Origin of the sequence: Enterobacter sp. SES19 (assembly GCF_011765665.1) — a bacterium.
Classification (GTDB): domain Bacteria; phylum Pseudomonadota; class Gammaproteobacteria; order Enterobacterales; family Enterobacteriaceae; genus Enterobacter; species Enterobacter pseudoroggenkampii.
The window spans coordinates 248355-269232 of sequence record NZ_CP050320.1 but is presented as its reverse complement, the minus strand read 5'-3'; the positions used below and the strand labels follow the sequence as shown (position 1 = coordinate 269232).

17 protein-coding genes and 1 pseudogene are annotated in these 20878 nt (G+C 54.8%); 9 read left to right on the top strand and 9 right to left on the bottom strand.

Translation table 11 applies throughout. The features are described from left to right. The first annotated feature begins 59 nt into the window (after positions 1–59). From thiC to GXP72_RS01185, 9 genes are all read left to right on the top strand, one after another. Positions 60–1955, top strand: a complete 1896-nt coding sequence (thiC, locus tag GXP72_RS01225; protein ID WP_208763400.1) for a phosphomethylpyrimidine synthase ThiC — start codon at positions 60–62, stop codon at positions 1953–1955. After that, positions 1955–2596: a thiamine phosphate synthase gene (gene thiE / locus GXP72_RS01220; protein ID WP_208763399.1), complete on the top strand. Its 642-nt coding sequence runs from the start codon at positions 1955–1957 to the stop codon at positions 2594–2596. The genes thiC and thiE overlap by 1 nt, the downstream gene beginning before the upstream one ends. Next, a complete protein-coding gene (locus tag GXP72_RS01215) occupies positions 2583–3338 on the top strand; it encodes a HesA/MoeB/ThiF family protein (RefSeq protein ID WP_061716173.1) in 756 nt (251 codons plus the stop codon). Before thiE ends, GXP72_RS01215 begins: the two co-directional genes overlap by 14 nt. After that, positions 3322–3522 (top strand): sulfur carrier protein ThiS, encoded by a 201-nt coding sequence (gene thiS / locus GXP72_RS01210; RefSeq protein ID WP_024908257.1) that lies wholly within the window; start codon positions 3322–3324, stop codon positions 3520–3522. The genes GXP72_RS01215 and thiS overlap by 17 nt, the downstream gene beginning before the upstream one ends. Before the next feature lies 1 nt (position 3523). After that, the gene (gene thiG / locus GXP72_RS01205; protein WP_023334103.1) at positions 3524–4294 is read left to right on the top strand and encodes a thiazole synthase; all 771 of its coding nucleotides are present in this window, start codon (positions 3524–3526) and stop codon (positions 4292–4294) included. Continuing rightward, positions 4291–5418 carry a 2-iminoacetate synthase ThiH gene (gene thiH / locus GXP72_RS01200; protein WP_048990373.1) on the top strand — a complete coding sequence of 376 codons (1128 nt, stop codon included), beginning with the start codon at positions 4291–4293 and terminating at the stop codon, positions 5416–5418. The genes thiG and thiH overlap by 4 nt, the downstream gene beginning before the upstream one ends. 336 nt (positions 5419–5754) lie before the next feature. Continuing rightward, a complete protein-coding gene (locus GXP72_RS01195) occupies positions 5755–7296 on the top strand; it encodes a sensor domain-containing diguanylate cyclase (protein WP_208763398.1) in 1542 nt (513 codons plus the stop codon). A gap of 180 nt (positions 7297–7476) precedes the next feature. Beyond that, entirely contained in the window at positions 7477–7785 is a 309-nt protein-coding gene (locus GXP72_RS01190) for a PTS sugar transporter subunit IIB (protein ID WP_023334100.1), read from the top strand. Beyond that, entirely contained in the window at positions 7785–8102 is a 318-nt protein-coding gene (locus tag GXP72_RS01185) for a PTS lactose/cellobiose transporter subunit IIA (protein ID WP_008503455.1), read from the top strand. Before GXP72_RS01190 ends, GXP72_RS01185 begins: the two co-directional genes overlap by 1 nt. A gap of 57 nt (positions 8103–8159) precedes the next feature. Here GXP72_RS01185 and rpoC read toward each other — a convergent pair whose 3' ends face one another. The 9 genes and pseudogenes from rpoC to GXP72_RS01140 form a co-directional block, all read right to left on the bottom strand. Continuing rightward, on the bottom strand, positions 8160–12383 hold the full coding sequence (rpoC, locus tag GXP72_RS01180; protein WP_023309968.1) for a DNA-directed RNA polymerase subunit beta': 4224 nt from the start codon (positions 12381–12383) through the stop codon (positions 8160–8162). A gap of 76 nt (positions 12384–12459) precedes the next feature. After that, a complete protein-coding gene (rpoB, locus tag GXP72_RS01175) occupies positions 12460–16488 on the bottom strand; it encodes a DNA-directed RNA polymerase subunit beta (RefSeq protein WP_024908260.1) in 4029 nt (1342 codons plus the stop codon). Positions 16489–16807: 319 nt separating this feature from the next. Then, the gene (gene rplL / locus GXP72_RS01170) at positions 16808–17173 is read right to left on the bottom strand and encodes a 50S ribosomal protein L7/L12 (protein ID WP_002445276.1); all 366 of its coding nucleotides are present in this window, start codon (positions 17171–17173) and stop codon (positions 16808–16810) included. A 66-nt stretch (positions 17174–17239) separates the two neighbouring features. Further along, positions 17240–17737: a 50S ribosomal protein L10 gene (gene rplJ / locus GXP72_RS01165; protein ID WP_005132895.1), complete on the bottom strand. Its 498-nt coding sequence runs from the start codon at positions 17735–17737 to the stop codon at positions 17240–17242. A 291-nt stretch (positions 17738–18028) separates the two neighbouring features. Then, positions 18029–18733, bottom strand: a complete 705-nt coding sequence (gene rplA, locus GXP72_RS01160) for a 50S ribosomal protein L1 (RefSeq protein ID WP_006810530.1) — start codon at positions 18731–18733, stop codon at positions 18029–18031. A gap of 3 nt (positions 18734–18736) precedes the next feature. Then, entirely contained in the window at positions 18737–19165 is a 429-nt protein-coding gene (gene rplK / locus GXP72_RS01155) for a 50S ribosomal protein L11 (RefSeq protein ID WP_008503452.1), read from the bottom strand. Positions 19166–19321: 156 nt separating this feature from the next. Further along, positions 19322–19867: a transcription termination/antitermination protein NusG gene (gene nusG / locus GXP72_RS01150; protein WP_002438628.1), complete on the bottom strand. Its 546-nt coding sequence runs from the start codon at positions 19865–19867 to the stop codon at positions 19322–19324. Position 19868: 1 nt separating this feature from the next. Beyond that, a complete protein-coding gene (secE, locus tag GXP72_RS01145; RefSeq protein WP_014068449.1) occupies positions 19869–20252 on the bottom strand; it encodes a preprotein translocase subunit SecE in 384 nt (127 codons plus the stop codon). 225 nt (positions 20253–20477) lie between these two features. After that, positions 20478–20878 (bottom strand): annotated as a pseudogene (locus GXP72_RS01140) (hypothetical protein); the annotation flags it as partial.

Below are 20878 nucleotides of genomic sequence, written 5' to 3'. Positions count from 1 at the left end.
ATCCTCTCTTGCTTCATCCGTCGTCTGACAAGCCATGTCCTTCACTTTTGGAATGAGCTATGTCTACTGCAAAACTGACCCGCCGCGAACAGCGCGCACAGGCCCAACACTTCATCGACACCCTGGAAGGCACCGCTTTCCCGAACTCGAAACGCATCTACATTTCCGGCTCGCAGGCCGATATCCGCGTCCCGATGCGCGAAATCCAGCTCAGCCCGACGCTTATCGGCGGCAGCAAAGAGAATCCGCAGTACGAAGACAACGAAGCCGTGCCGGTGTATGACACCTCCGGTCCGTACGGCGACCCTGATGTTGCCATCAACGTCCAGCAGGGTCTGGCTAAGCTGCGCCAGCCGTGGATTAATGCGCGCAACGACTGCGAAGAACTGAGCGTGCGCAGCTCTGCGTACACCAAAGAGCGCCTGGCCGACGACGGTCTGGACGAGCTGCGCTTTACCGGCCTGCTGACGCCAAAACGCGCTAAAGCGGGCAAATGCGTGACCCAGCTGCACTACGCCCGCCAGGGCATCGTCACGCCGGAAATGGAATTCATCGCCATCCGCGAAAACATGGGTCGCGAGCGCATCCGTAGCGAAGTGCTGCGCTATCAGCATCCGGGTGAAGGCTTTGGCGCTCGCCTGCCGGAGAACATCACGCCGGAGTTTGTGCGTGACGAAGTAGCCGCCGGGCGCGCGATTATCCCCGCCAACATCAACCACCCGGAATCCGAGCCGATGATTATCGGCCGCAACTTCCTGGTGAAGGTCAACGCGAACATCGGTAACTCGGCCGTCACCTCCTCCATCGAAGAAGAGGTGGAAAAGCTGGTCTGGTCCACGCGCTGGGGCGCGGACACGGTAATGGACCTCTCCACCGGCCGCTATATTCACGAAACCCGCGAATGGATCCTGCGTAACAGCCCGGTACCGATTGGCACCGTCCCAATTTATCAGGCGCTGGAGAAGGTCAACGGCATTGCCGAAGACCTGACCTGGGAAGCGTTCCGCGACACGCTGCTGGAGCAGGCCGAGCAGGGCGTGGACTACTTCACCATTCACGCGGGCGTGCTGCTGCGCTACGTGCCGATGACGGCGAAGCGTCTGACCGGCATCGTCTCGCGCGGCGGTTCCATCATGGCGAAGTGGTGCCTCTCCCATCACCAGGAAAACTTCCTCTACGAACACTTCCGCGAGATCTGCGAAATCTGCGCCGCCTATGACGTCTCCCTGTCGCTGGGCGACGGCCTGCGTCCGGGCTCCATCCGCGACGCCAACGACGAAGCGCAGTTTGCCGAGCTGCACACGCTGGGCGAGCTGACTAAAATCGCCTGGGAGTATGACGTGCAGGTAATGATTGAGGGTCCGGGACATGTGCCGATGCAGATGATCCGCCGCAACATGACCGAAGAGCTGGAGCACTGCCATGAGGCCCCGTTCTATACCCTGGGACCGTTGACCACCGATATTGCGCCGGGTTACGACCACTTCACGTCAGGCATTGGCGCGGCGATGATCGGCTGGTTCGGCTGCGCCATGCTCTGCTACGTGACGCCGAAAGAGCACCTCGGCCTGCCAAACAAAGAGGACGTGAAGCAGGGGCTGATTACCTACAAAATTGCCGCCCACGCGGCGGATCTGGCCAAAGGCCACCCGGGGGCGCAAATCCGCGATAACGCCATGTCGAAGGCGCGCTTTGAATTCCGCTGGGAAGACCAGTTCAACTTGGCGCTGGATCCGTTCACCGCCCGCGCCTATCACGACGAGACCCTGCCGCAGGAATCAGGCAAAGTCGCGCACTTCTGCTCTATGTGTGGGCCAAAATTCTGCTCGATGAAAATCAGCCAGGAAGTGCGTGACTACGCCGCAGCGCAAACCATTGAAGTGGGCATGGCGGACATGTCTGAAACCTTCCGCGCCAAAGGCGGCGAAATCTACCTCAAAAAAGAGGAGGCGTAATGTACCAGCCCGATTTCCCACCCGTCCCCTACCGTTTAGGGCTCTATCCGGTGGTGGACAGCGTGGCGTGGATAGAGCGACTGCTGGAGGCAGGCGTTCGCACCCTCCAGCTACGCATCAAGGATAAGCGCGATGACGAGGTGGAAGCCGATGTGGTTGCCGCCATCGCGCTGGGGCGTCGGTATAACGCCCGCCTGTTTATCAACGACTACTGGCGGCTGGCTGTTAAGCATCAGGCTTACGGCGTGCATCTGGGTCAGGAAGACCTCGAAACAACGGATCTGAGCGCTATCCGTGAAGCCGGGCTGCGTCTTGGCGTGTCAACGCACGATGACATGGAGATCGACGTGGCCCTGGCGGCCCGTCCCTCTTACATCGCGCTGGGCCACGTCTTCCCGACGCAAACCAAGCAGATGCCCTCCGCACCGCAGGGTCTGACGCAGCTGGCGAGTCACGTTAAACGCCTTGCCGATTACCCCACCGTCGCCATCGGCGGAATCAGCCTTGAACGCGCCCCGGCGGTGCTGGAGACCGGCGTCGGCAGCATCGCCGTCGTCAGCGCCATCACCCAGGCTGCAGACTGGCGGTCCGCCACCGAACAGCTGTTACAGCTGGCAGGAGCTGGCGATGAACGATCGTGATTTTATGCGCTACAGCCGTCAGATCCTGCTGGAGGATATCGCCATCGACGGGCAGCAAAAGCTGCTCGCCAGCCGGGTGCTGATTGTCGGTCTGGGCGGATTAGGCGCGCCCGCCGCGCTTTATCTGGCAGGTGCAGGTATCGGTACGCTGGTGCTGGCCGACGACGACGAGGTTCACCTCAGCAACCTACAGCGACAAATCCTCTTTACCACCGAGGATATCAACCAGCCGAAAGCAAAAATCACCCGGCAGCGGCTGAACCAGCTTAACCCGGATATCGAGCTGATTGCCTTACAGGAGCGTCTTAGCGGTGAAAGCCTGCACCGTGAAGTCGCCCTTGCCGACGTGGTGCTGGACTGTACCGACAACATGGCGACGCGCCAGGCGATTAACGCCGCCTGCGTGGCAAATCATACGCCGCTTATCACCGCCAGCGCGGTGGGGTTCGGCGGGCAGATGATGGTTCTGACGCCACCGTGGACGCAGGGCTGCTATCGCTGTCTGTGGCCGGATGATGCCGAGCCAGCGCGCAACTGCCGGACGGCGGGCATTCTGGGTCCGGTGGTCGGCGTAATGGGCACCATGCAGGCGCTGGAAGCCATCAAGCTGCTCAGCGGCATGGAGACGGAACGCAATACGCTGCGGCTGTTTGATGCCCGCTCAGCCGGCTGGCGCCAGCTGGCGTTACGCCGCGCCAGCCGCTGCCCGGTATGTGGAGGCCGCGATGCGCATTCTGTTTAACGATGAGCCGATGAGATGCGAAGACGGGCTCACCGTTGCGGTACTGCTCGACAAGCTGCGTCAGCTCAAGCCGGGAACGGCGCTGGCGCTCAATCAACAGATCCTGCCGCGCGAGCAGTGGGAACATCAGCAGGTCAATGACGGCGACCAGATCCTGCTGTTTCAGGTTATCGCAGGGGGCTGAGATGTTACGTATTGCCGATAAAGTCTTTGATTCACATCTGTTTACCGGAACCGGAAAATTCGCCTCGCCGCAGCTGATGGTGGATGCCATTCGCGAAAGCGGCAGCCAGCTGGTGACGCTGGCGCTCAAGCGCGTGGATCTGCGTCATCACAGCGATGCCATTCTGGCTCCTTTACTGGAGGCAGGCGTCACGCTGCTGCCCAACACCTCCGGTGCCAAAACGGCCGAAGAGGCGATTTTCGCCGCGCAGCTGGCCCGCGAGGCGCTCGGCACCCGCTGGCTGAAGCTGGAAATTCATCCTGACGCCCGCTGGCTGCTGCCCGACCCTATCGAAACGCTGAAAGCGGCTGAAAAGCTGGTGCAGCAAGGGTTTACCGTCCTGCCTTACTGCGGCGCCGACCCTGTCCTGTGCAAACGGCTGGAAGAGGTCGGCTGCGCCGCCGTCATGCCGCTGGGCGCCCCCATTGGCTCCAACCAGGGGCTGGAAACCCGTGCGATGCTGGAAATCATTATTGAGCAGGCTACCGTGCCGGTAGTGGTTGATGCGGGCATTGGCGTGCCCAGCCATGCCGCACAGGCGCTGGAGATGGGCGCCGACGCGGTGCTGGTGAATACGGCCATCGCGGTTGCCGACGATCCGGTCATGATGGCGCGTGCGTTCCGCATGGCCGTAGAGGCTGGGTTGCTGGCAAGGGAGTCCGGCCCCGGCTCGCGCAGTTTCCAGGCGCAGGCCACCAGCCCGCTGACCGGTTTTCTGGAGGCGATCTCATGAGCACGTTTACCGAGCGCTGGCGGCAGCTTAACTGGGACGACATTGCCCTGCGCATCAACAGCAAAACGGCGGCTGACGTGGAGCGTGCGCTGAATGCCCGCCATCTGACCCGCGAGGATCTGATGGCCCTGCTCTCCCCGGCGGCCAGTGCGTACCTCGAACCGATGGCCCAGCGAGCACAGCGGCTCACCCGCCAGCGTTTTGGCAACACGGTGAGTTTCTACGTGCCGCTCTATCTCTCAAACCTGTGCGCCAATGACTGCACCTATTGCGGCTTCTCCATGAGCAACCGCATCAAACGTAAAACGCTCGATGAAGGTGAGATTGCCCGTGAGTGTGCGGCTATTCGTGAAATGGGCTTTGAACATCTTCTGCTGGTCACGGGCGAACATCAGGGAAAAGTGGGAATGGACTATTTCCGTCAGCACCTTCCCGCCATCCGTCGTCAGTTTGCGTCGTTGCATATGGAAGTACAGCCCCTGGCGCAGGAGGAGTACGCGGAGCTCAAAACCCTCGGGCTGGACGGGGTCATGGTCTACCAGGAAACCTACCACGAGGCGACGTACGCCCGGCACCACCTGAAGGGCAAGAAACAGGATTTCTTTTTCCGGCTGGAAACACCGGACAGGCTGGGTCGCGCGGGCATCGACAAAATCGGTCTGGGTGCGCTGATCGGGCTCTCCGACAGCTGGCGGGTGGATTGTTACATGGTGGCGGAACATTTGCTGTGGCTTCAGCAGCGCTACTGGCAGAGCCGTTATTCCATCTCCTTCCCGCGTCTGAGGCCCTGCGCGGGCGGGATTGAACCGGCTTCGCTGATGGATGAACGCCAGCTGGTGCAAACCATCTGCGCGTTTCGCCTGCTCGCTCCGGAAGTGGAATTATCGCTCTCAACGCGTGAGTCCCCGGCGTTTCGCGATCGCGTTATCCCGCTTGCGATTAACAACGTCAGCGCGTTTTCCAAAACACAGCCTGGCGGCTACGCCGACGATCATCCGGAGCTCGAGCAGTTTGCGCCGCATGACGGACGACGTCCGGAAGCGGTCGCCGCCGCTCTGACGGCGCAGGGTCTTCAGCCTGTCTGGAAAGACTGGGACAGCTGGCTGGGAAGAGCCTCGCAGTGACGTTGAAACGCACTGCAACATCATAAAAAATTGTCGAGGCGCGACGAAAAGGCAAAACCGGAGGATTGTCAGCGATCGTCCGGTTTTTTATTGTCACACGGTCAGCAACGGATGCTGACCAGGGCGAAAAGCTTCTTCCTCGTTTCGCCCTGCTTCTGGTTCATTGCACAAACGGCCCCAGCCAGGTGAATAAGCATTTTCTTAATGGTTCTTAAGATAAATCATCCCGCCAGAAATCGTGTGCCGTATAATTCACCGCTAACCGCAGGACAGCGACTATGCTGAGAGGATATCGGCAGACGAACAGTATTCACCATCAGGAACGATGTACAGCTCATGGCACTTCACAGCAAAAAGCTCTCTTTTACCCGGCCAATCATGCTCAGCTTCGCGGGGATCCTCTGCAGTTTTGCGGTGATCGCGATCGCGGTGACGCTTTCGCAACGAAAGGATTTTCTTGAGGATTATCATAAGATCAATAGCAATTTCACGCACAACCTGGCGGTGAACTACACCGAATCTATCCTGCGTGAAAACGACTATATCCTGGGCCGTTCCGCGATGTACTTTGCGCGTGACGACAGGCTAAACGAGACGCTCAACGTCAATCCGACGCAAGGGCTGCAGATGATGATGCATTTGCAGAACCTGATGCCGACCGTCTCCTCCATCTCGCTGGCGGACACGCAGGGGCATTACCTCCGCGCACCGGAAGTGCTCCCCACGGAGACGAGTAAAACCTTCGATCCCAGGACGAGGCCGTGGTTTGTCGCTCAGGCGGAAGCCAGCATCTTCAGCCACTATACCCGTCCTTATATGGATTACTTTACGGGGCACCCCACGGTCACTCTTTATAAGCCAGTGATTTCACCAGAAGGCAGACTGAAGGGAACGCTCGCGTTTCATCTCGATTTGACATCAATGGGCTACACCCTGCGTCAGATGGTGGCGCCCGTTCAGGGGGAATTCTTCGTCGTCGAGCGTGACGGTGCTGTGGTGCTGCATCCGGATACCGGCGCGCTCTTCAAGCAGTACGTGAGCGAAGCGCTGATGGACAAAATGACCAGCGGTGAAGGCCACCTTTACGACAAGAAAAGCAACGCCTGGTATTACTATTACTCGTTTACCAACCCGGACTGGTTTGTCATTTACCGGGTATCGGATGCGACGCTCACCGATATTACCCGCCACGAAACGACGATTGTTGGCTGGGGGTTTGCGCTGGCGGCCATCATCATCATCCTCTTCGGCTTATACCTCCGCCACGCCTCGCGTAGCGTGCTGATGCACATTATCAATGCCATCAAAACCGGCGACGTCAGCGAGGCGCCGCGCCTGGAAGCGATGCTGAGCCACACGATTCAGTCCAATAAAGAGCGTGAAATGGCCTATGTGCGTCAGGCCACTCACGATGCGCTGACGGGCTGTAAAAACCGCCGCGCGTTTGATAGCGATATAGCAGAGCTGCTGAATGCCCAGCAGCCTTTCGCGATGGCGCTGGTGGATATTGATAACTTCAAGTCGATTAACGACACGCTGGGCCACCTGACCGGTGATATCGTTCTGCGTAACGTGGCCCGCGAAGGGATCCAGATCATGCAGCCACATCACGTCTCGCTTTACCGTTATGGTGGAGAAGAGTTTGCGGTCATCTTCCAGGCTGAGCAGATGACTTCTGCGCTCTCATTACTGGAAGCATGGCGTACCGCTGTTGAAAAACGCGTCTGGCGGGAAGAAAACCTGCGGGTTACGTTCAGCGGCGGTCTTGGGGAGTGGCATTTTGAACCGCTGGAGCACTTTATCGGAAGCGTTGATAACGCTCTTTACAGCGCCAAACAGCAGGGCAAAAACCGCATCAACCGAACGTCCATCAGCTAATCCCCCCTCTTTCACCCTGCCCGTTTCCACGGGCCGGGTACCCGACAATGCAAAATTGTAACCGGTTTCAGAAAATCGCCGGTTTCTTTGTGATGCCTGACACACAATCGCGGTAAACCGGTTGTTGAAGCGGTCTGCACGGGATAATTATCAATAAACACATGTAGATCGAGGCTGATTATGAAGAACATCGTTTTATGCTGTGCAGCGGGAATGTCAACCAGCATGCTGGTTCAACGTATGAAAGACGCCGCGCAGAAAAAAGGGGTTGAAGTCACGATTAAAGCCGTTCCGGTTGCGGAGTTTAAAGACAACATCGCGACGGCCGACATCGTATTGCTGGGGCCACAGGTTAAATACGAGCAGGCCAAACTCCAGGCGCAGGCCGAGCCGCTAGGTAAAAAGGTCGCGGTGATCGACATGATGGATTACGGCATGATGAAAGGTGATGCCGTACTGGAAAAAGCGCTCAAACTTCTGGAGTCATAATGGAAGACTTAGAAACCACGATTATGGAACTGCTGGTCAACGCAGGCGCGGCGCGCAGTGCGGCCCTGACGGCGTTACAGATGGCGCGTAAAGGTGAGTTTGACGAAGCAGAAAAAGCGATGGAAGAGTCGCGTGAATATGTGAAGCATGCGCACACGATCCAGACGCAGCTTATCGGTCTTGATGAAGGGACCGGGAAGCTTCCGGTTAACCTGATCACCGTTCACTCTCAGGATCACCTGATGAACGCGATGGTCATTCAGGATCTGGCAGGCGATATGATTGAGCTTTATCGTCGGATCCCGCTGGTGAATTGAAAACATGCAGATGTAAAAAAACCCGCCGAGGCGGGTTTTTTATTAGCGACTCAACGATTACTCGTTGTCGGAACCGCCCAGACCTGCGTTCAGCAGTTCTGCCAGGCTCGCGGATGCATCTTCAGCAGTCACCTGCGGTGCAGCTGGCAGTTCGCCCGCAGCACGACGACGCATACGATCCTGGTGGTACGCATAACCGGTACCGGCCGGGATCAGACGACCCACGATAACGTTCTCTTTCAGACCGCGCAGTTCATCACGCTTACCAGCAACAGCGGCTTCGGTCAGGACACGAGTCGTTTCCTGGAACGATGCTGCAGAGATGAAGGACTCGGTTGCCAGAGACGCTTTGGTGATACCCAGCAGATCGCGCGAGAAGGTCGCACCGATTTTGCCGTTCGCTTCAAGTTCGCGGTTAGCGATCTTGACGCGTGAGTATTCAACCTGCTCGCCTTCCAGGAATTCAGAGCTGCCTGCGTTTTCGATGGTTGCTTTACGCAGCATCTGACGAACGATAACTTCGATGTGCTTATCGTTAATCTTAACGCCCTGCAGACGGTAAACGTCCTGCACTTCGTTGGTGATGTAACGCGTTACCGCGTGTACGCCACGAAGACGCAGAATGTCGTGCGGCGCTTCTGGACCATCGGAAACCACGTCACCACGTTCTACACGTTCACCTTCGAACACGTTGAGCTGACGCCACTTAGGAATCATCTCTTCGTACGGTTCGCTACCATCTACTGGAGTGATAACCAGACGGCGTTTCCCTTTGGTCTCTTTACCGAAGGAGATGATACCGCTGATTTCAGCCAGGATTGCAGGCTCTTTCGGACGACGTGCTTCGAACAGGTCCGCAACGCGTGGCAGACCACCGGTGATGTCCTTGGTACCGCTGGATTCCTGTGGAATACGCGCCAGAGCATCACCCGCACCGATCTGAATGCCATCTTCCAGCTGAACGATCGCTTTACCCGGCAGGAAGTACTGCGCAGGCATGTCGGTACCAGGGATCAGAACGTCGTTACCCTGAGCATCAACGATTTTCAGCGCAGGACGCAGATCTTTACCACCGGTAGTACGTTCAGCAGAATCCAGAACCACCAGAGAAGACAGACCGGTCAGCTCGTCGGTCTGACGAGTAATGGTCTGGCCGTCGATCATGTCAGTAAAGCGGATGAAGCCACTTACTTCGGTGATAACCGGCATGGTGTGTGGATCCCAGTTTGCAACGGTTTCACCGCCGGCAACCTGCTCGCCATCACCTTTCGCCATAACCGCACCGTAAGGCACTTTATAGCTCTCTTTGGTACGACCGAATTCGTCGATCAGTTTCAGCTCGGTGTTACGAGAGGTCACAACCAGCTTGCCTGCGGAGTTAACAACAGACTTCGCGTTGCTGAGCTTGATGCTACCTTTGTTTTTCACCTGGATGCTGGATTCAGCAGCCGCACGAGATGCCGCACCACCGATGTGGAACGTACGCATCGTCAGCTGTGTACCCGGCTCACCGATGGACTGTGCCGCGATAACGCCGATTGCTTCACCTTTGTTGATGATGTGGCCACGCGCCAGGTCACGACCGTAGCAGTGCGCACATACACCAAAGTCGGTGTCACAGGATACAACGGAACGCACTTTCACTGAGTCAACAGAGTTCGCTTCCAGCAGGTCACACCAGTGCTCGTGCAGCAGCGTGTTACGTGGAACCAGAATGTCTGCAGTACCCGGCTTCAGAATGTCTTCCGCGGTCACACGACCCAGAACGCGATCGCGCAGTGGCTCTTTAACATCACCACCCTCGATAACCGGGGTCATGGTGATACCTTCGAGGGTGCCACAATCGTCTTCGGTGACAACCAGATCCTGGGCAACGTCAACCAGACGACGCGTCAGATAACCGGAGTTCGCTGTTTTCAGTGCGGTATCCGCCAGACCTTTACGAGCACCGTGCGTGGAGATGAAGTACTGGAGTACGTTCAGACCTTCACGGAAGTTCGCGGTGATTGGCGTTTCGATGATGGAGCCATCTGGCTTCGCCATCAGACCACGCATACCTGCCAGCTGACGAATCTGTGCTGCGGAACCACGCGCACCGGAGTCGGCCATCATGTAGATGCTGTTGAAGGAAACCTGCTGCTCTTCTACGCCGTCACGGTTAATCACGGTTTCGGTCTGCAGGTTATCCATCATCGCTTTGGATACACGATCGTTCGCCGCTGCCCAGATATCGATAACTTTGTTATAGCGTTCGCCCGCGGTAACCAGACCAGACTGGAACTGCTCCTGGATCTCAGCAACTTCGGCTTCCGCTTCAGAGATGATCTCGTGTTTCTTCTCTGGGATGACCATGTCATCGATACCAACAGATGCACCTGAACGCGCTGCATAAGCAAAGCCGGTATACATTGTCTGGTCAGCGAAGATAACGGTCGGCTTCAGACCCAGAATGCGGTAACAGGTGTTCAGCATTTTGGAGATCGCTTTCTTGCCCAGCGCCTGGTTGACGATGGAGAAAGGCAGACCTTTCGGTACGATCATCCACAGAATCGCACGGCCAACGGTCGTGTCTTTCAGGCTGGTTTTCGCAACGAATTCGCCGTTTTCATCTTTTTCGTATTCGGTGATACGCACTTTAACGCGCGCATGCAGAGAGGCCAGGCCAGCGCGGTAAATACGCTCAGCTTCTTTCGGGCCAGTCAGCACCATGCCTTCGCCTTTGGCGTTAACACAGTCACGGGTCATGTAGTACAGACCCAATACAACGTCCTGAGAAGGAACGATGATTGGCTCACCGTTCGCTGGAGACAGGATGTTGTTGGTAGACATCATCAGCGCACGCGCTTCGAGCTGGGCTTCCAGCGTCAGCGGTACGTGAACAGCCATCTGGTCACCATCGAAGTCGGCGTTATATGCCGCACAAACCAGCGGGTGCAGCTGGATAGCTTTACCTTCGATCAGGACTGGCTCAAATGCCTGGATACCCAAACGGTGCAGGGTTGGTGCACGGTTCAGCAGTACCGGGTGTTCGCGGATAACTTCGTCCAGGATATCCCAAACGACAGCTTCTTCACGCTCAACCATTTTCTTCGCGGCTTTGATGGTGGTGGCCAGGCCACGCAGTTCCAGCTTGCCGTAGATGAATGGTTTGAACAGCTCCAGTGCCATTTTCTTCGGCAGACCGCACTGATGCAGACGCAGGTATGGACCTACGGTGATTACAGAACGACCGGAGTAGTCAACACGCTTACCGAGCAGGTTCTGACGGAAACGACCCTGTTTACCTTTGATCATATCGGCCAAAGATTTCAGAGGACGTTTGTTAGAACCGGTGATCGCACGACCGCGACGACCGTTATCCAGCAGGGCATCTACCGCTTCCTGCAGCATACGTTTTTCGTTGCGTACGATGATATCCGGCGCAGCCAGATCCAGCAGACGTTTCAGACGGTTGTTACGGTTGATAACGCGACGATACAGATCGTTCAGATCGGACGTTGCGAAACGACCACCATCCAGCGGAACCAGTGGACGCAGATCTGGCGGCAGAACCGGCAGAACGGTCAGGATCATCCACTCTGGTTTGTTACCAGACTGAACGAACGCTTCCAGCAGTTTGATACGCTTGGTCAGCTTTTTACGTTTGGTTTCGGAGTTGGTTTCGTTCAGCTCTTCACGCAGCTGCTCGCACTCTTGCTCCAGATCCATGCTCTTCAGCAAGGCCTGAATAGCTTCCGCACCCATCTTCGCGTCGAATTCGTCACCGAACTCTTCCAGCGCGTCCAGATACTGCTCTTCAGTCAGGATCTGATGACGTTCCAGGTTCGTCATCCCGCCTTCGATAACCACATAAGATTCGAAGTACAGAACGCGTTCGATATCACGCAGCGGCATATCCAGCAGCAGACCGATACGGGACGGCAGAGATTTCAGGAACCAGATGTGAGCGGTCGGAGACGCCAGCTCGATGTGGCCCATGCGCTCACGACGCACTTTGGTCTGGGTCACTTCAACGCCGCACTTCTCACAGATCACACCACGGTGTTTCAGGCGCTTGTACTTACCGCACAGGCACTCGTAATCTTTTACTGGCCCGAAAATACGCGCACAGAAAAGGCCGTCACGCTCAGGTTTGAACGTACGGTAGTTGATGGTTTCCGGCTTTTTAACTTCACCGAAAGACCATGAACGGATCATGTCTGGCGAAGCCAGAGCAATTTTGATCGCATCAAACTCTTCGGTTTTAGTCTGCGCTTTCAGAAACTTTAATAAATCTTTCACGGATTTGCTCCCGTCGGAGTTAGCACAATCCGGTGCCGGGGGTTAACCCGGCACCAGTGACCTGTTTGAGCGAGAATTACTCGTCTTCCAGTTCGATGTTGATACCCAGCGAACGAATCTCTTTCAACAGTACGTTGAAGGATTCTGGCATGCCCGGTTCCATCTGATGGTTGCCGTCCACGATGTTTTTATACATCTTGGTACGACCGTTCACGTCATCAGACTTAACGGTGAGCATTTCCTGCAGGGTGTATGCCGCGCCGTATGCTTCCAGCGCCCACACTTCCATCTCCCCGAAGCGCTGACCACCGAACTGTGCCTTACCACCCAGCGGCTGCTGAGTAACCAGGCTGTAAGAACCGGTAGAACGAGCGTGCATCTTGTCGTCGACCAGGTGGTTCAGTTTCAGCATGTACATGTAACCTACGGTTACCGGACGCTCGAACTGTTCACCGGTACGGCCGTCAAACAGCGTAATCTGACCAGACGTTGGCAGACCACCCAGTTGCAGCAGCTCTTTAATTTCAGCTTCTTTCGCACCGTCGAAGACCGGCGTTGCGATTGGCATACCTTTTTTCAGGTTCTCAGCCAGGCGCAGCACTTCTTCATCGCTGAAGGTATTCAGGTCGACTTTCTGACGCACGTCGGTACCCAGATCGTAGGCACGCTGGATGAATTCGCGCAGTTTCGCGACTTCTTCCTGCTGCTTCAGCATGGCGTTAATCTTGTCGCCGATACCTTTCGCAGCCATACCCAGGTGGGTTTCCAGGATCTGACCGATGTTCATACGAGACGGTACGCCCAGCGGGTTCAGTACGATATCTACCGGCGTACCGTTAGCATCGTGCGGCATATCTTCGATCGGGTTGATCTTAGAGATAACACCCTTGTTACCGTGACGACCTGCCATCTTATCACCAGGCTGGATCTGACGTTTAACGGCCAGATACACCTTAACAATCTTCAGCACGCCTGGTGCCAGATCGTCGCCCTGAGTGATTTTGCGGCGTTTCGCTTCGAGTTTTTTCTCGAACTCGTGTTTCAGTTCGTCATACTGCTCAGCCAGCTGTTCCAGCTGATTTTGTTTCTCTTCGTCGGTCAGGCCCAGTTCCAGCCAGCGATCGCGTGGCAGTTTGTCGAGCTTCTCAGCTTCAACGCCACCGGCAACCAGCACCGCATAGATACGGCTGAACAGACCCGCTTCGAGGATCTGCAGTTCTTCAGACAGGTCTTTCTTAGCCTGTTTGAGCTGCATCTCTTCGATTTCCAGAGCACGCTTATCTTTCTCCACGCCGTCACGGGTGAAGACCTGAACGTCGATAACCGTACCGGAAACACCGTTTGGTACGCGCAGAGAAGAGTCTTTAACGTCAGACGCTTTCTCACCGAAGATTGCACGCAGCAGTTTCTCTTCTGGCGTCAGCTGGGTTTCACCTTTAGGCGTAACCTTACCAACCAGAATGTCGCCGCCGGTCACTTCCGCACCGATGTAAACGATACCGGATTCATCCAGTTTGGAGAGCGCAGCTTCACCCACGTTAGGGATGTCAGCGGTGATCTCTTCTGGCCCCAGCTTGGTGTCACGGGACACACATGCCAGTTCCTGAATGTGGATGGTGGTGAAACGATCTTCCTGAACCACACGCTCGGAGACGAGGATGGAGTCTTCGAAGTTGTAACCGTTCCACGGCATGAACGCTACGCGCATGTTCTGACCGAGCGCCAGTTCACCGAGGTCGGTGGACGGACCGTCTGCCAGCACGTCGCCGCGCTCAACTGGCTCACCCAGAGATACACAAGGCATCTGGTTGATACAGGTGTTCTGGTTAGAACGGGTGTATTTGGTCAGGTTATAAATGTCGATACCTGCTTCGCCCGGATACATCTCGTCTTCGTTAACTTTGATAACGATACGGGATGCGTCGACGTACTGAACGGTACCGCCACGTTTAGCAACCGCAGTAACACCGGAGTCAACGGCAACAGCACGTTCCATACCGGTACCAACCAGCGGCTTATCAGCGCGCAGAGTTGGAACGGCCTGACGTTGCATGTTCGCACCCATCAATGCACGGTTGGCGTCATCGTGTTCCAGGAACGGGATCAGGGACGCACCGACGGATACCACCTGCTGGGTGGATACGTCCATGTAGTCAACCTGGTCGCGGCTGAACAAGCTGGATTCGCCTTTGCTACGGCAGGTAACCAGATCTTCTACAAAGTGGCCTTCGTCATCCAGGTTGGAGTTCGCCTGAGCGATAACGTAGTTGCCTTCTTCGATAGCAGACAGGTAATGAATTTCGTCGGTTACAACACCGTCGGTCACTTTACGGTACGGGGTCTCGAGGAAACCGTATTCGTTCGTCTGTGCGTACACGGACAGGGAGTTGATCAGACCGATGTTTGGACCTTCAGGCGTTTCGATTGGACATACGCGACCGTAGTGAGTCGGGTGTACGTCTCGAACTTCAAAGCCTGCGCGCTCACGGGTCAGACCGCCTGGGCCGAGTGCAGAGATACGACGTTTGTGCGTAATCTCAGACAGCGGGTTGTTCTGGTCCATGAACTGAGACAGCTGGCTTGAACCGAAGAACTCTTTCACTGCTGCAGAAATCGGCTTGGCGTTGATCATATCCTGAGGCATCAGGGTATCCAGATCGCCCAGAGACAGACGCTCTTTCACCGCACGCTCTACACGTACCAGGCCAACGCGGAATTGGTTTTCCGCCATTTCGCCTACGGAACGGATACGACGGTTGCCGAGGTGGTCGATATCGTCCACTTCGCCTTTACCGTTACGGATATCGATGAGCTTCTTCATCACTTCGATGATGTCGTCTTTGCTCAGGATACCGGAACCTTCGATTTCGTCGCGCAGCAGAGAACGGTTGAACTTCATACGACCAACCGCGGACAGATCGTAGCGGTCTTCAGAGAAGAACAGGTTCTCGAACAGGCTTTCCGCCGCTTCGCGAGTTGGTGGCTCACCAGGACGCATCATGCGGTAGATTTCTACCAGCGCGCTCAGACGATCGGTGGTTGGATCGACGCGAATAGTCTCAGAGATATACGCACCGTGGTCCAGATCGTTGGTGAACAGCGTTTCGATACGTTTGTGGCCAGACTGGCTCAGCTTAGCCAGCAGATCCAGGCTCAGCTCCATGTTCGCCGGGCAGATCAGCTCACCCGTTGACTCGTCAACGTAATCTTTTGCGGCTACTTTTCCTGCAATGTACTCAACCGGAACTTCGATGAGTTTGATATCATCTTTTTCCAGCTGGCGGATGTGGCGCGCGGTGATACGGCGACCTTTTTCCACATACACTTTGCCGTCGGCTTCGATGTCGAACGACGCGGTCTCACCACGCAGACGTTCCGGCACCAGCTCCATCTGCAGCTTGTTGTCGCGGATTTCAAAGATCACTTTCTCAAAGAACAGGTCCAGGATCTGCTCAGTGGTATAGTTCAGTGCACGCAGAATGATGGTTGCAGGCAGTTTACGACGACGGTCGATACGGACAAACAGGTTGTCTTTTGGATCGAACTCGAAGTCCAGCCATGAACCACGGTAAGGAATGATGCGTGCGTTATACAGTACTTTACCGGAAGAGTGTGTTTTACCTTTATCGCTGTCGAAGAAGACGCCCGGGCTACGATGCAGCTGGGAAACGATAACACGCTCAGTACCGTTGATAACGAAAGTACCATTGTCAGTCATGAGTGGAATTTCACCCATGTAGACTTCTTGTTCTTTAATGTCTTTTACGGTGCCTTCCGGCGCTTCGCGCTCGTAGATCACCAGACGCAGTTTTACGCGCAGCGGTGCGGAATAGGTCACGCCACGGATCTGACATTCCTGAACGTCAAACACCGGTTCGCCAAGGCGGTAGCTGACGTACTGCAGCTCGGAGTTACCGCTGTAGCTCTGAATCGGGAACACGGAGCGGAAGGCTGCTTCCAGACCGTACTGCCCTTCAGGATCTTGCTCGATAAACTTCTGGAACGAGTCAAGCTGGATAGAAAGGAGATATGGAATGTCCAGAACTTGTGGACGTTTACCAAAATCCTTACGAATACGTTTTTTCTCGGTATAGGAGTAAACCATAGGGTTCCTCAGCTCGCTGACAAGTCGACCCATCTGTCCGACGAAGGGACAGTTTGTGCAACACCATTTTGTGGACCGGAAAATTGAATACTTTCCGCAATACCTGTTGCTATCACGCTTAAATCATTTCGTCGCGATTTACACAGAGCGAGCACCCTGTCGCAATATATTAAGTCGTCGATAGAAACATGCATTGTCAGGACAATCAGCAGTCAAACAGTGTGAAATGCTACTGATGCCTTACAGCGCAAAAAGGCTGGTGACTAAAAAGTCACCAGCCATCAGCCTAATTACTTAGGCTGCAACCAGAAAAGTTGGCTTATTTAACTTCAACTTCAGCGCCAGCTTCTTCCAGAGATTTTTTCAGTGCTTCTGCGTCGTCTTTGCTCACGCCTTCTTTCAGCGCAGCTGGAGCAGATTCTACCAGGTCTTTAGCTTCTTTCAGACCCAGGCCAGTTGCGCCACGTACTGCTTTGATAACAGCAACTTTGTTCGCGCCAGCAGCTTTCAGAATTACGTCGAATTCAGTTTTTTCTTCAGCAGCTTCAGCCGGGCCCGCAGCTACAGCTACAGCAGCAGCAGCAGAAACACCGAATTTTTCTTCCATTGCAGAAACCAGCTCTACAACGTCCATTACGGACATAGCTGCTACTGCTTCAATGATTTGATCTTTAGTGATAGACATTTAAATTGTTCCTGAAAATCAGAATAAGTTTATACGTAAGCAAATGCTTTATAAAGATAACTGCGATTAAGCAGCTTCTTTCGCATCGCGAACAGCAGCCAGAGTGCGAACCAGTTTGCCAGCCGAAGCTTCTTTCATGGTTGCCATCAGGCGTGCAATTGCTTCTTCGTAGGTCGGCAGGGTTGCCAGGCGATCGATGTTCGATGCCGTGATCAACTCACCTTCAAAGGCTGCAGCTTTGACCTCAAATTTTGCATTCGCTTTCGCGAACTCTTTGAACAGACGAGCAGCAGCGCCCGGGTGTTCCATAGAGTATGCAATCAGGGTCGGACCAACAAACGTGTCTTTCAGGCACTCGAACTGAGTACCTTCAACTACGCGACGCAGCAGGGTGTTACGAACAACACGCATGTATACGCCAGCTTCACGACCTGCTTTACGCAGTTCAGTCATTTTGTCTACAGTAACGCCACGGGAATCCGCAACTACTGCAGACAGCGCGCCTTTGGCTACTTCGCTGACTTCAGCAACAATCGCTTGTTTGTCTTGAAGATTTAAAGCCATTAGCTTTGCTCCTGGATGTTTGCCGGAACTCATGTTCCGGAACTCACTTCACTCTTCCCAACGGAAAGAGCGTCTTAATACGGTGAGCAGAAACAAGCCAGAGTATCCAAAAATAATCTTAGCGTTCTGTCACCGTCTACGCAGGGGATTAAGTCTCTTGCGAAACACCTGCGGTCTTCGACGGAGGCCTGGATTAGGCCAGGCTCCAACGAACAAATCTTTTAGCCGCTAACTTTCGTTAGCAAACGTGGGGGTAAGATTGTAGACAAAATCACCGCCCACGTAAAGGCATTAGTTTGCAGCAGCGCTCAGGCCAGCCTGGTCAACTGCAACACCTGCACCCATGGTGGTGGAGATGCTAACTTTCTTGATGTACACGCCTTTTGCCTGAGTTGGTTTTGCTTTTTTCAGCGCAACCAGCAGAGCTTCCAGGTTTTCTTTCAGTTTGTCAGCGTCAAAGTCCACTTTACCGATGGTGGTGTGGATGATGCCGTTTTTGTCGTTACGATAACGAACCTGACCTGCTTTAGCGTTCTTAACCGCTTCAGCAACGTTAGGAGTTACAGTACCAACTTTCGGGTTTGGCATCAGGCCGCGTGGACCCAGAACCTGGCCGAGCTGGCCAACAACGCGCATTGCATCTGGAGAAGCAATAACAACGTCAAAGTTCATTTCGCCTTTCTTGATCTGATCAGCCAGATCTTCCATACCTACCAGTTCAGCGCCAGCAGCTTTAGCAGCTTCAGCGTTTGCACCCTGAGCAAATACAGCTACACGTACGGAACGGCCAGTACCGTGTGGCAGTACAGTTGCGCCACGAACGTTCTGATCGGATTTACGCGCGTCGATGCCGAGGTTAACGGCAACGTCAACGCTTTCAACGAACTTAGCAGTTGCCAGTTCTTTCAGCAGAGCGATAGCTTCGTTGATGTCGTACTGTTTGGTCGCATCAACTTTGTCACGGATCACGGACATGCGCTTGGTCAGTTTAGCCATTTCTTAGTCCTCCACTACCAGGCCCATGGAACGTGCAGTACCTTCGATTGAGCGAGTCATCGCTTCAATGTCGGCACCAGTCATGTCGGCAGCTTTGGTCTGCGCGATTTCCTGCAGCTGAGCGCGGGAAATTTTACCCACTTTGTCTTTGTTCGGTTTACCGGAACCAGACTTGATACCAGCCGCTTTCTTCAGCAGAACTGCTGCTGGAGGGGTTTTGGTAACGAAAGTGAAAGAACGGTCAGCGTAAACAGTGATTACGACTGGGATTGGCAGACCTTTTTCCAGGGATTCGGTTTTGGCGTTGAACGCTTTACAGAATTCCATGATGTTCACACCCTGCTGACCCAGAGCTGGACCAACTGGTGGACTTGGGTTCGCCATACCAGCTGCAACCTGCAGCTTGACGTAGGCTTGTACTTTCTTAGCCATTCTAAAATCCTCTGATTGGGTGATAGCGCCTCAGGGAGGCTCCCCGTGAATAAAATTCGTTTTACGGGCCGGGGCCCATAAAAACAAAAGGCGCGAAATTGTATTCCAATCTCGCGCCCTGTGCAACGATTAAATCGCCGCTTTTTTGATCGCTGCTTAGGCTTTTTCGACCTGCGCAAAGTCCAGCTCTACCGGGGTCGCACGACCGAAGATAGAAACAGAAACTTTCAGGCGGGACTTCTCGTAGTCCACTTCTTCAACGACGCCATTAAAGTCAGCAAACGGACCGTCGCTAACACGGACCATTTCACCCGGTTCAAACAGCGTTTTAGGACGCGGCTTATCACCCACCTGCTGCAGGCGGTTCATAATCGCATCAACTTCTTTGTCGCTGATTGGCGCCGGACGGTCAGACGTGCCGCCGATAAAGCCCATCACGCGCGGTACGCTGCGCACCAGGTGCCAGCTCGCGTCGTTCATCACCATCTGAACCAGCACGTAACCCGGGAAGAATTTACGCTCGCTTTTGCGACGTTGGCCGCCACGGATCTCAACCACTTCTTCGGTCGGAACCATAACTTCGCCAAATAACTCTTCCATATTGTGTAATTTGATATGCTCACGCAGCGACGTTGCTACGCGGCCTTCAAAACCGGAAAACGCCTGAACGACGTACCAACGCTTTTTAGGGGCTTCAGACATCTTAGAACCTCAGGCCAGTAATAAAGGAAACCAGGCGAACCAGAATACCATCCAGTCCCCACAGGATCAGTGACATTACAGCGGTAACCGCCGCTACGATCAGCGTGGTGTGCAATGTTTCCTGGCGAGTCGGCCAAATGACCTTACGGACTTCGGTACGCGCTTCACGTGCAAAAGCAACGGTTGCTTTACCTTTAGTCGTCAACAGCGCGACACCGCCCGCTGCAGCAATCAGAATCACCACTGCCAGCGCGCGGAGCGGCAGCATCATGTCACGATAAAGATAGTTGCCAACGATTGCCACAATCAGCAGCACGGCAACAGCGACCCACTTCATCGCTTCCAGGCCGCGCCCGCTCCCTTGAGCTTCGGTATTCGCACTCATAAACCAACCTGTCAGAAGAATTCTACAAATAATTTCACCCCGCGATTGCGAGGCGAGCCAAATCGAAATAATCCCTTTAGGGATTATACGCTCTCTGCAGAGCCTGTCTCAGCAATGATTATGACAAAAATAATCACTGATGAGCCAGGTTCTGATGTGAAAGCGTGCAAAAAGGGCATCAAATGATGCCCTTTTCATGCGCATTGCGTCAAATGTTATCAGCGATTAGCCGAGAACTTTAGCAACCACGCCCGCGCCAACGGTACGGCCACCTTCACGGATTGCGAAACGCAGACCGTCGTCCATCGCGATTGGGTGGATCAGAGTCACAACCATCTTGATGTTGTCGCCTGGCATTACCATCTCAACGCCTTCTGGCAGTTCGATGGTACCAGTCACGTCAGTTGTACGGAAGTAGAACTGTGGACGGTAGCCTTTGAAGAACGGAGTATGACGGCCGCCTTCGTCTTTTTGTCAATCGCACGCTCTGGTTCTGGGATGTAAGAATCCAGGAAGCCAGCCAGTTCGATGATTTTCGCTTCCCACTCTGCTTCGCCTTCCAGCGCTTTCAGAGCAGAACCACGAACGATTGGGGTATCGTCGCCTGGGAAATCGTACTGAGACAG

Bases quoted from the DNA above. Each gene is read 5' to 3' on its own strand.
- thiG (WP_023334103.1), top strand. From the start codon at position 3,524: ATGTTACGTATTGCCGATAAAGTCTTTGATTCACATCTGTTTACCGGA.
- rplA (WP_006810530.1), bottom strand. From the start codon at position 18,733: ATGGCTAAACTGACCAAGCGCATGTCCGTGATCCGTGACAAAGTTGAT.
- thiC (WP_208763400.1), top strand. From the start codon at position 60: ATGTCTACTGCAAAACTGACCCGCCGCGAACAGCGCGCACAGGCCCAA.
- thiH (WP_048990373.1), top strand. From the start codon at position 4,291: ATGAGCACGTTTACCGAGCGCTGGCGGCAGCTTAACTGGGACGACATT.
- rpoB (WP_024908260.1), bottom strand. From the start codon at position 16,488: ATGGTTTACTCCTATACCGAGAAAAAACGTATTCGTAAGGATTTTGGT.
- thiS (WP_024908257.1), top strand. From the start codon at position 3,322: ATGCGCATTCTGTTTAACGATGAGCCGATGAGATGCGAAGACGGGCTC.
- GXP72_RS01185 (WP_008503455.1), top strand. From the start codon at position 7,785: ATGGAAGACTTAGAAACCACGATTATGGAACTGCTGGTCAACGCAGGC.
- thiE (WP_208763399.1), top strand. From the start codon at position 1,955: ATGTACCAGCCCGATTTCCCACCCGTCCCCTACCGTTTAGGGCTCTAT.
- rplL (WP_002445276.1), bottom strand. From the start codon at position 17,173: ATGTCTATCACTAAAGATCAAATCATTGAAGCAGTAGCAGCTATGTCC.
- GXP72_RS01195 (WP_208763398.1), top strand. From the start codon at position 5,755: ATGGCACTTCACAGCAAAAAGCTCTCTTTTACCCGGCCAATCATGCTC.
- GXP72_RS01215 (WP_061716173.1), top strand. From the start codon at position 2,583: ATGAACGATCGTGATTTTATGCGCTACAGCCGTCAGATCCTGCTGGAG.
- rplK (WP_008503452.1), bottom strand. From the start codon at position 19,165: ATGGCTAAGAAAGTACAAGCCTACGTCAAGCTGCAGGTTGCAGCTGGT.
- rplJ (WP_005132895.1), bottom strand. From the start codon at position 17,737: ATGGCTTTAAATCTTCAAGACAAACAAGCGATTGTTGCTGAAGTCAGC.
- secE (WP_014068449.1), bottom strand. From the start codon at position 20,252: ATGAGTGCGAATACCGAAGCTCAAGGGAGCGGGCGCGGCCTGGAAGCG.
- GXP72_RS01190 (WP_023334100.1), top strand. From the start codon at position 7,477: ATGAAGAACATCGTTTTATGCTGTGCAGCGGGAATGTCAACCAGCATG.
- nusG (WP_002438628.1), bottom strand. From the start codon at position 19,867: ATGTCTGAAGCCCCTAAAAAGCGTTGGTACGTCGTTCAGGCGTTTTCC.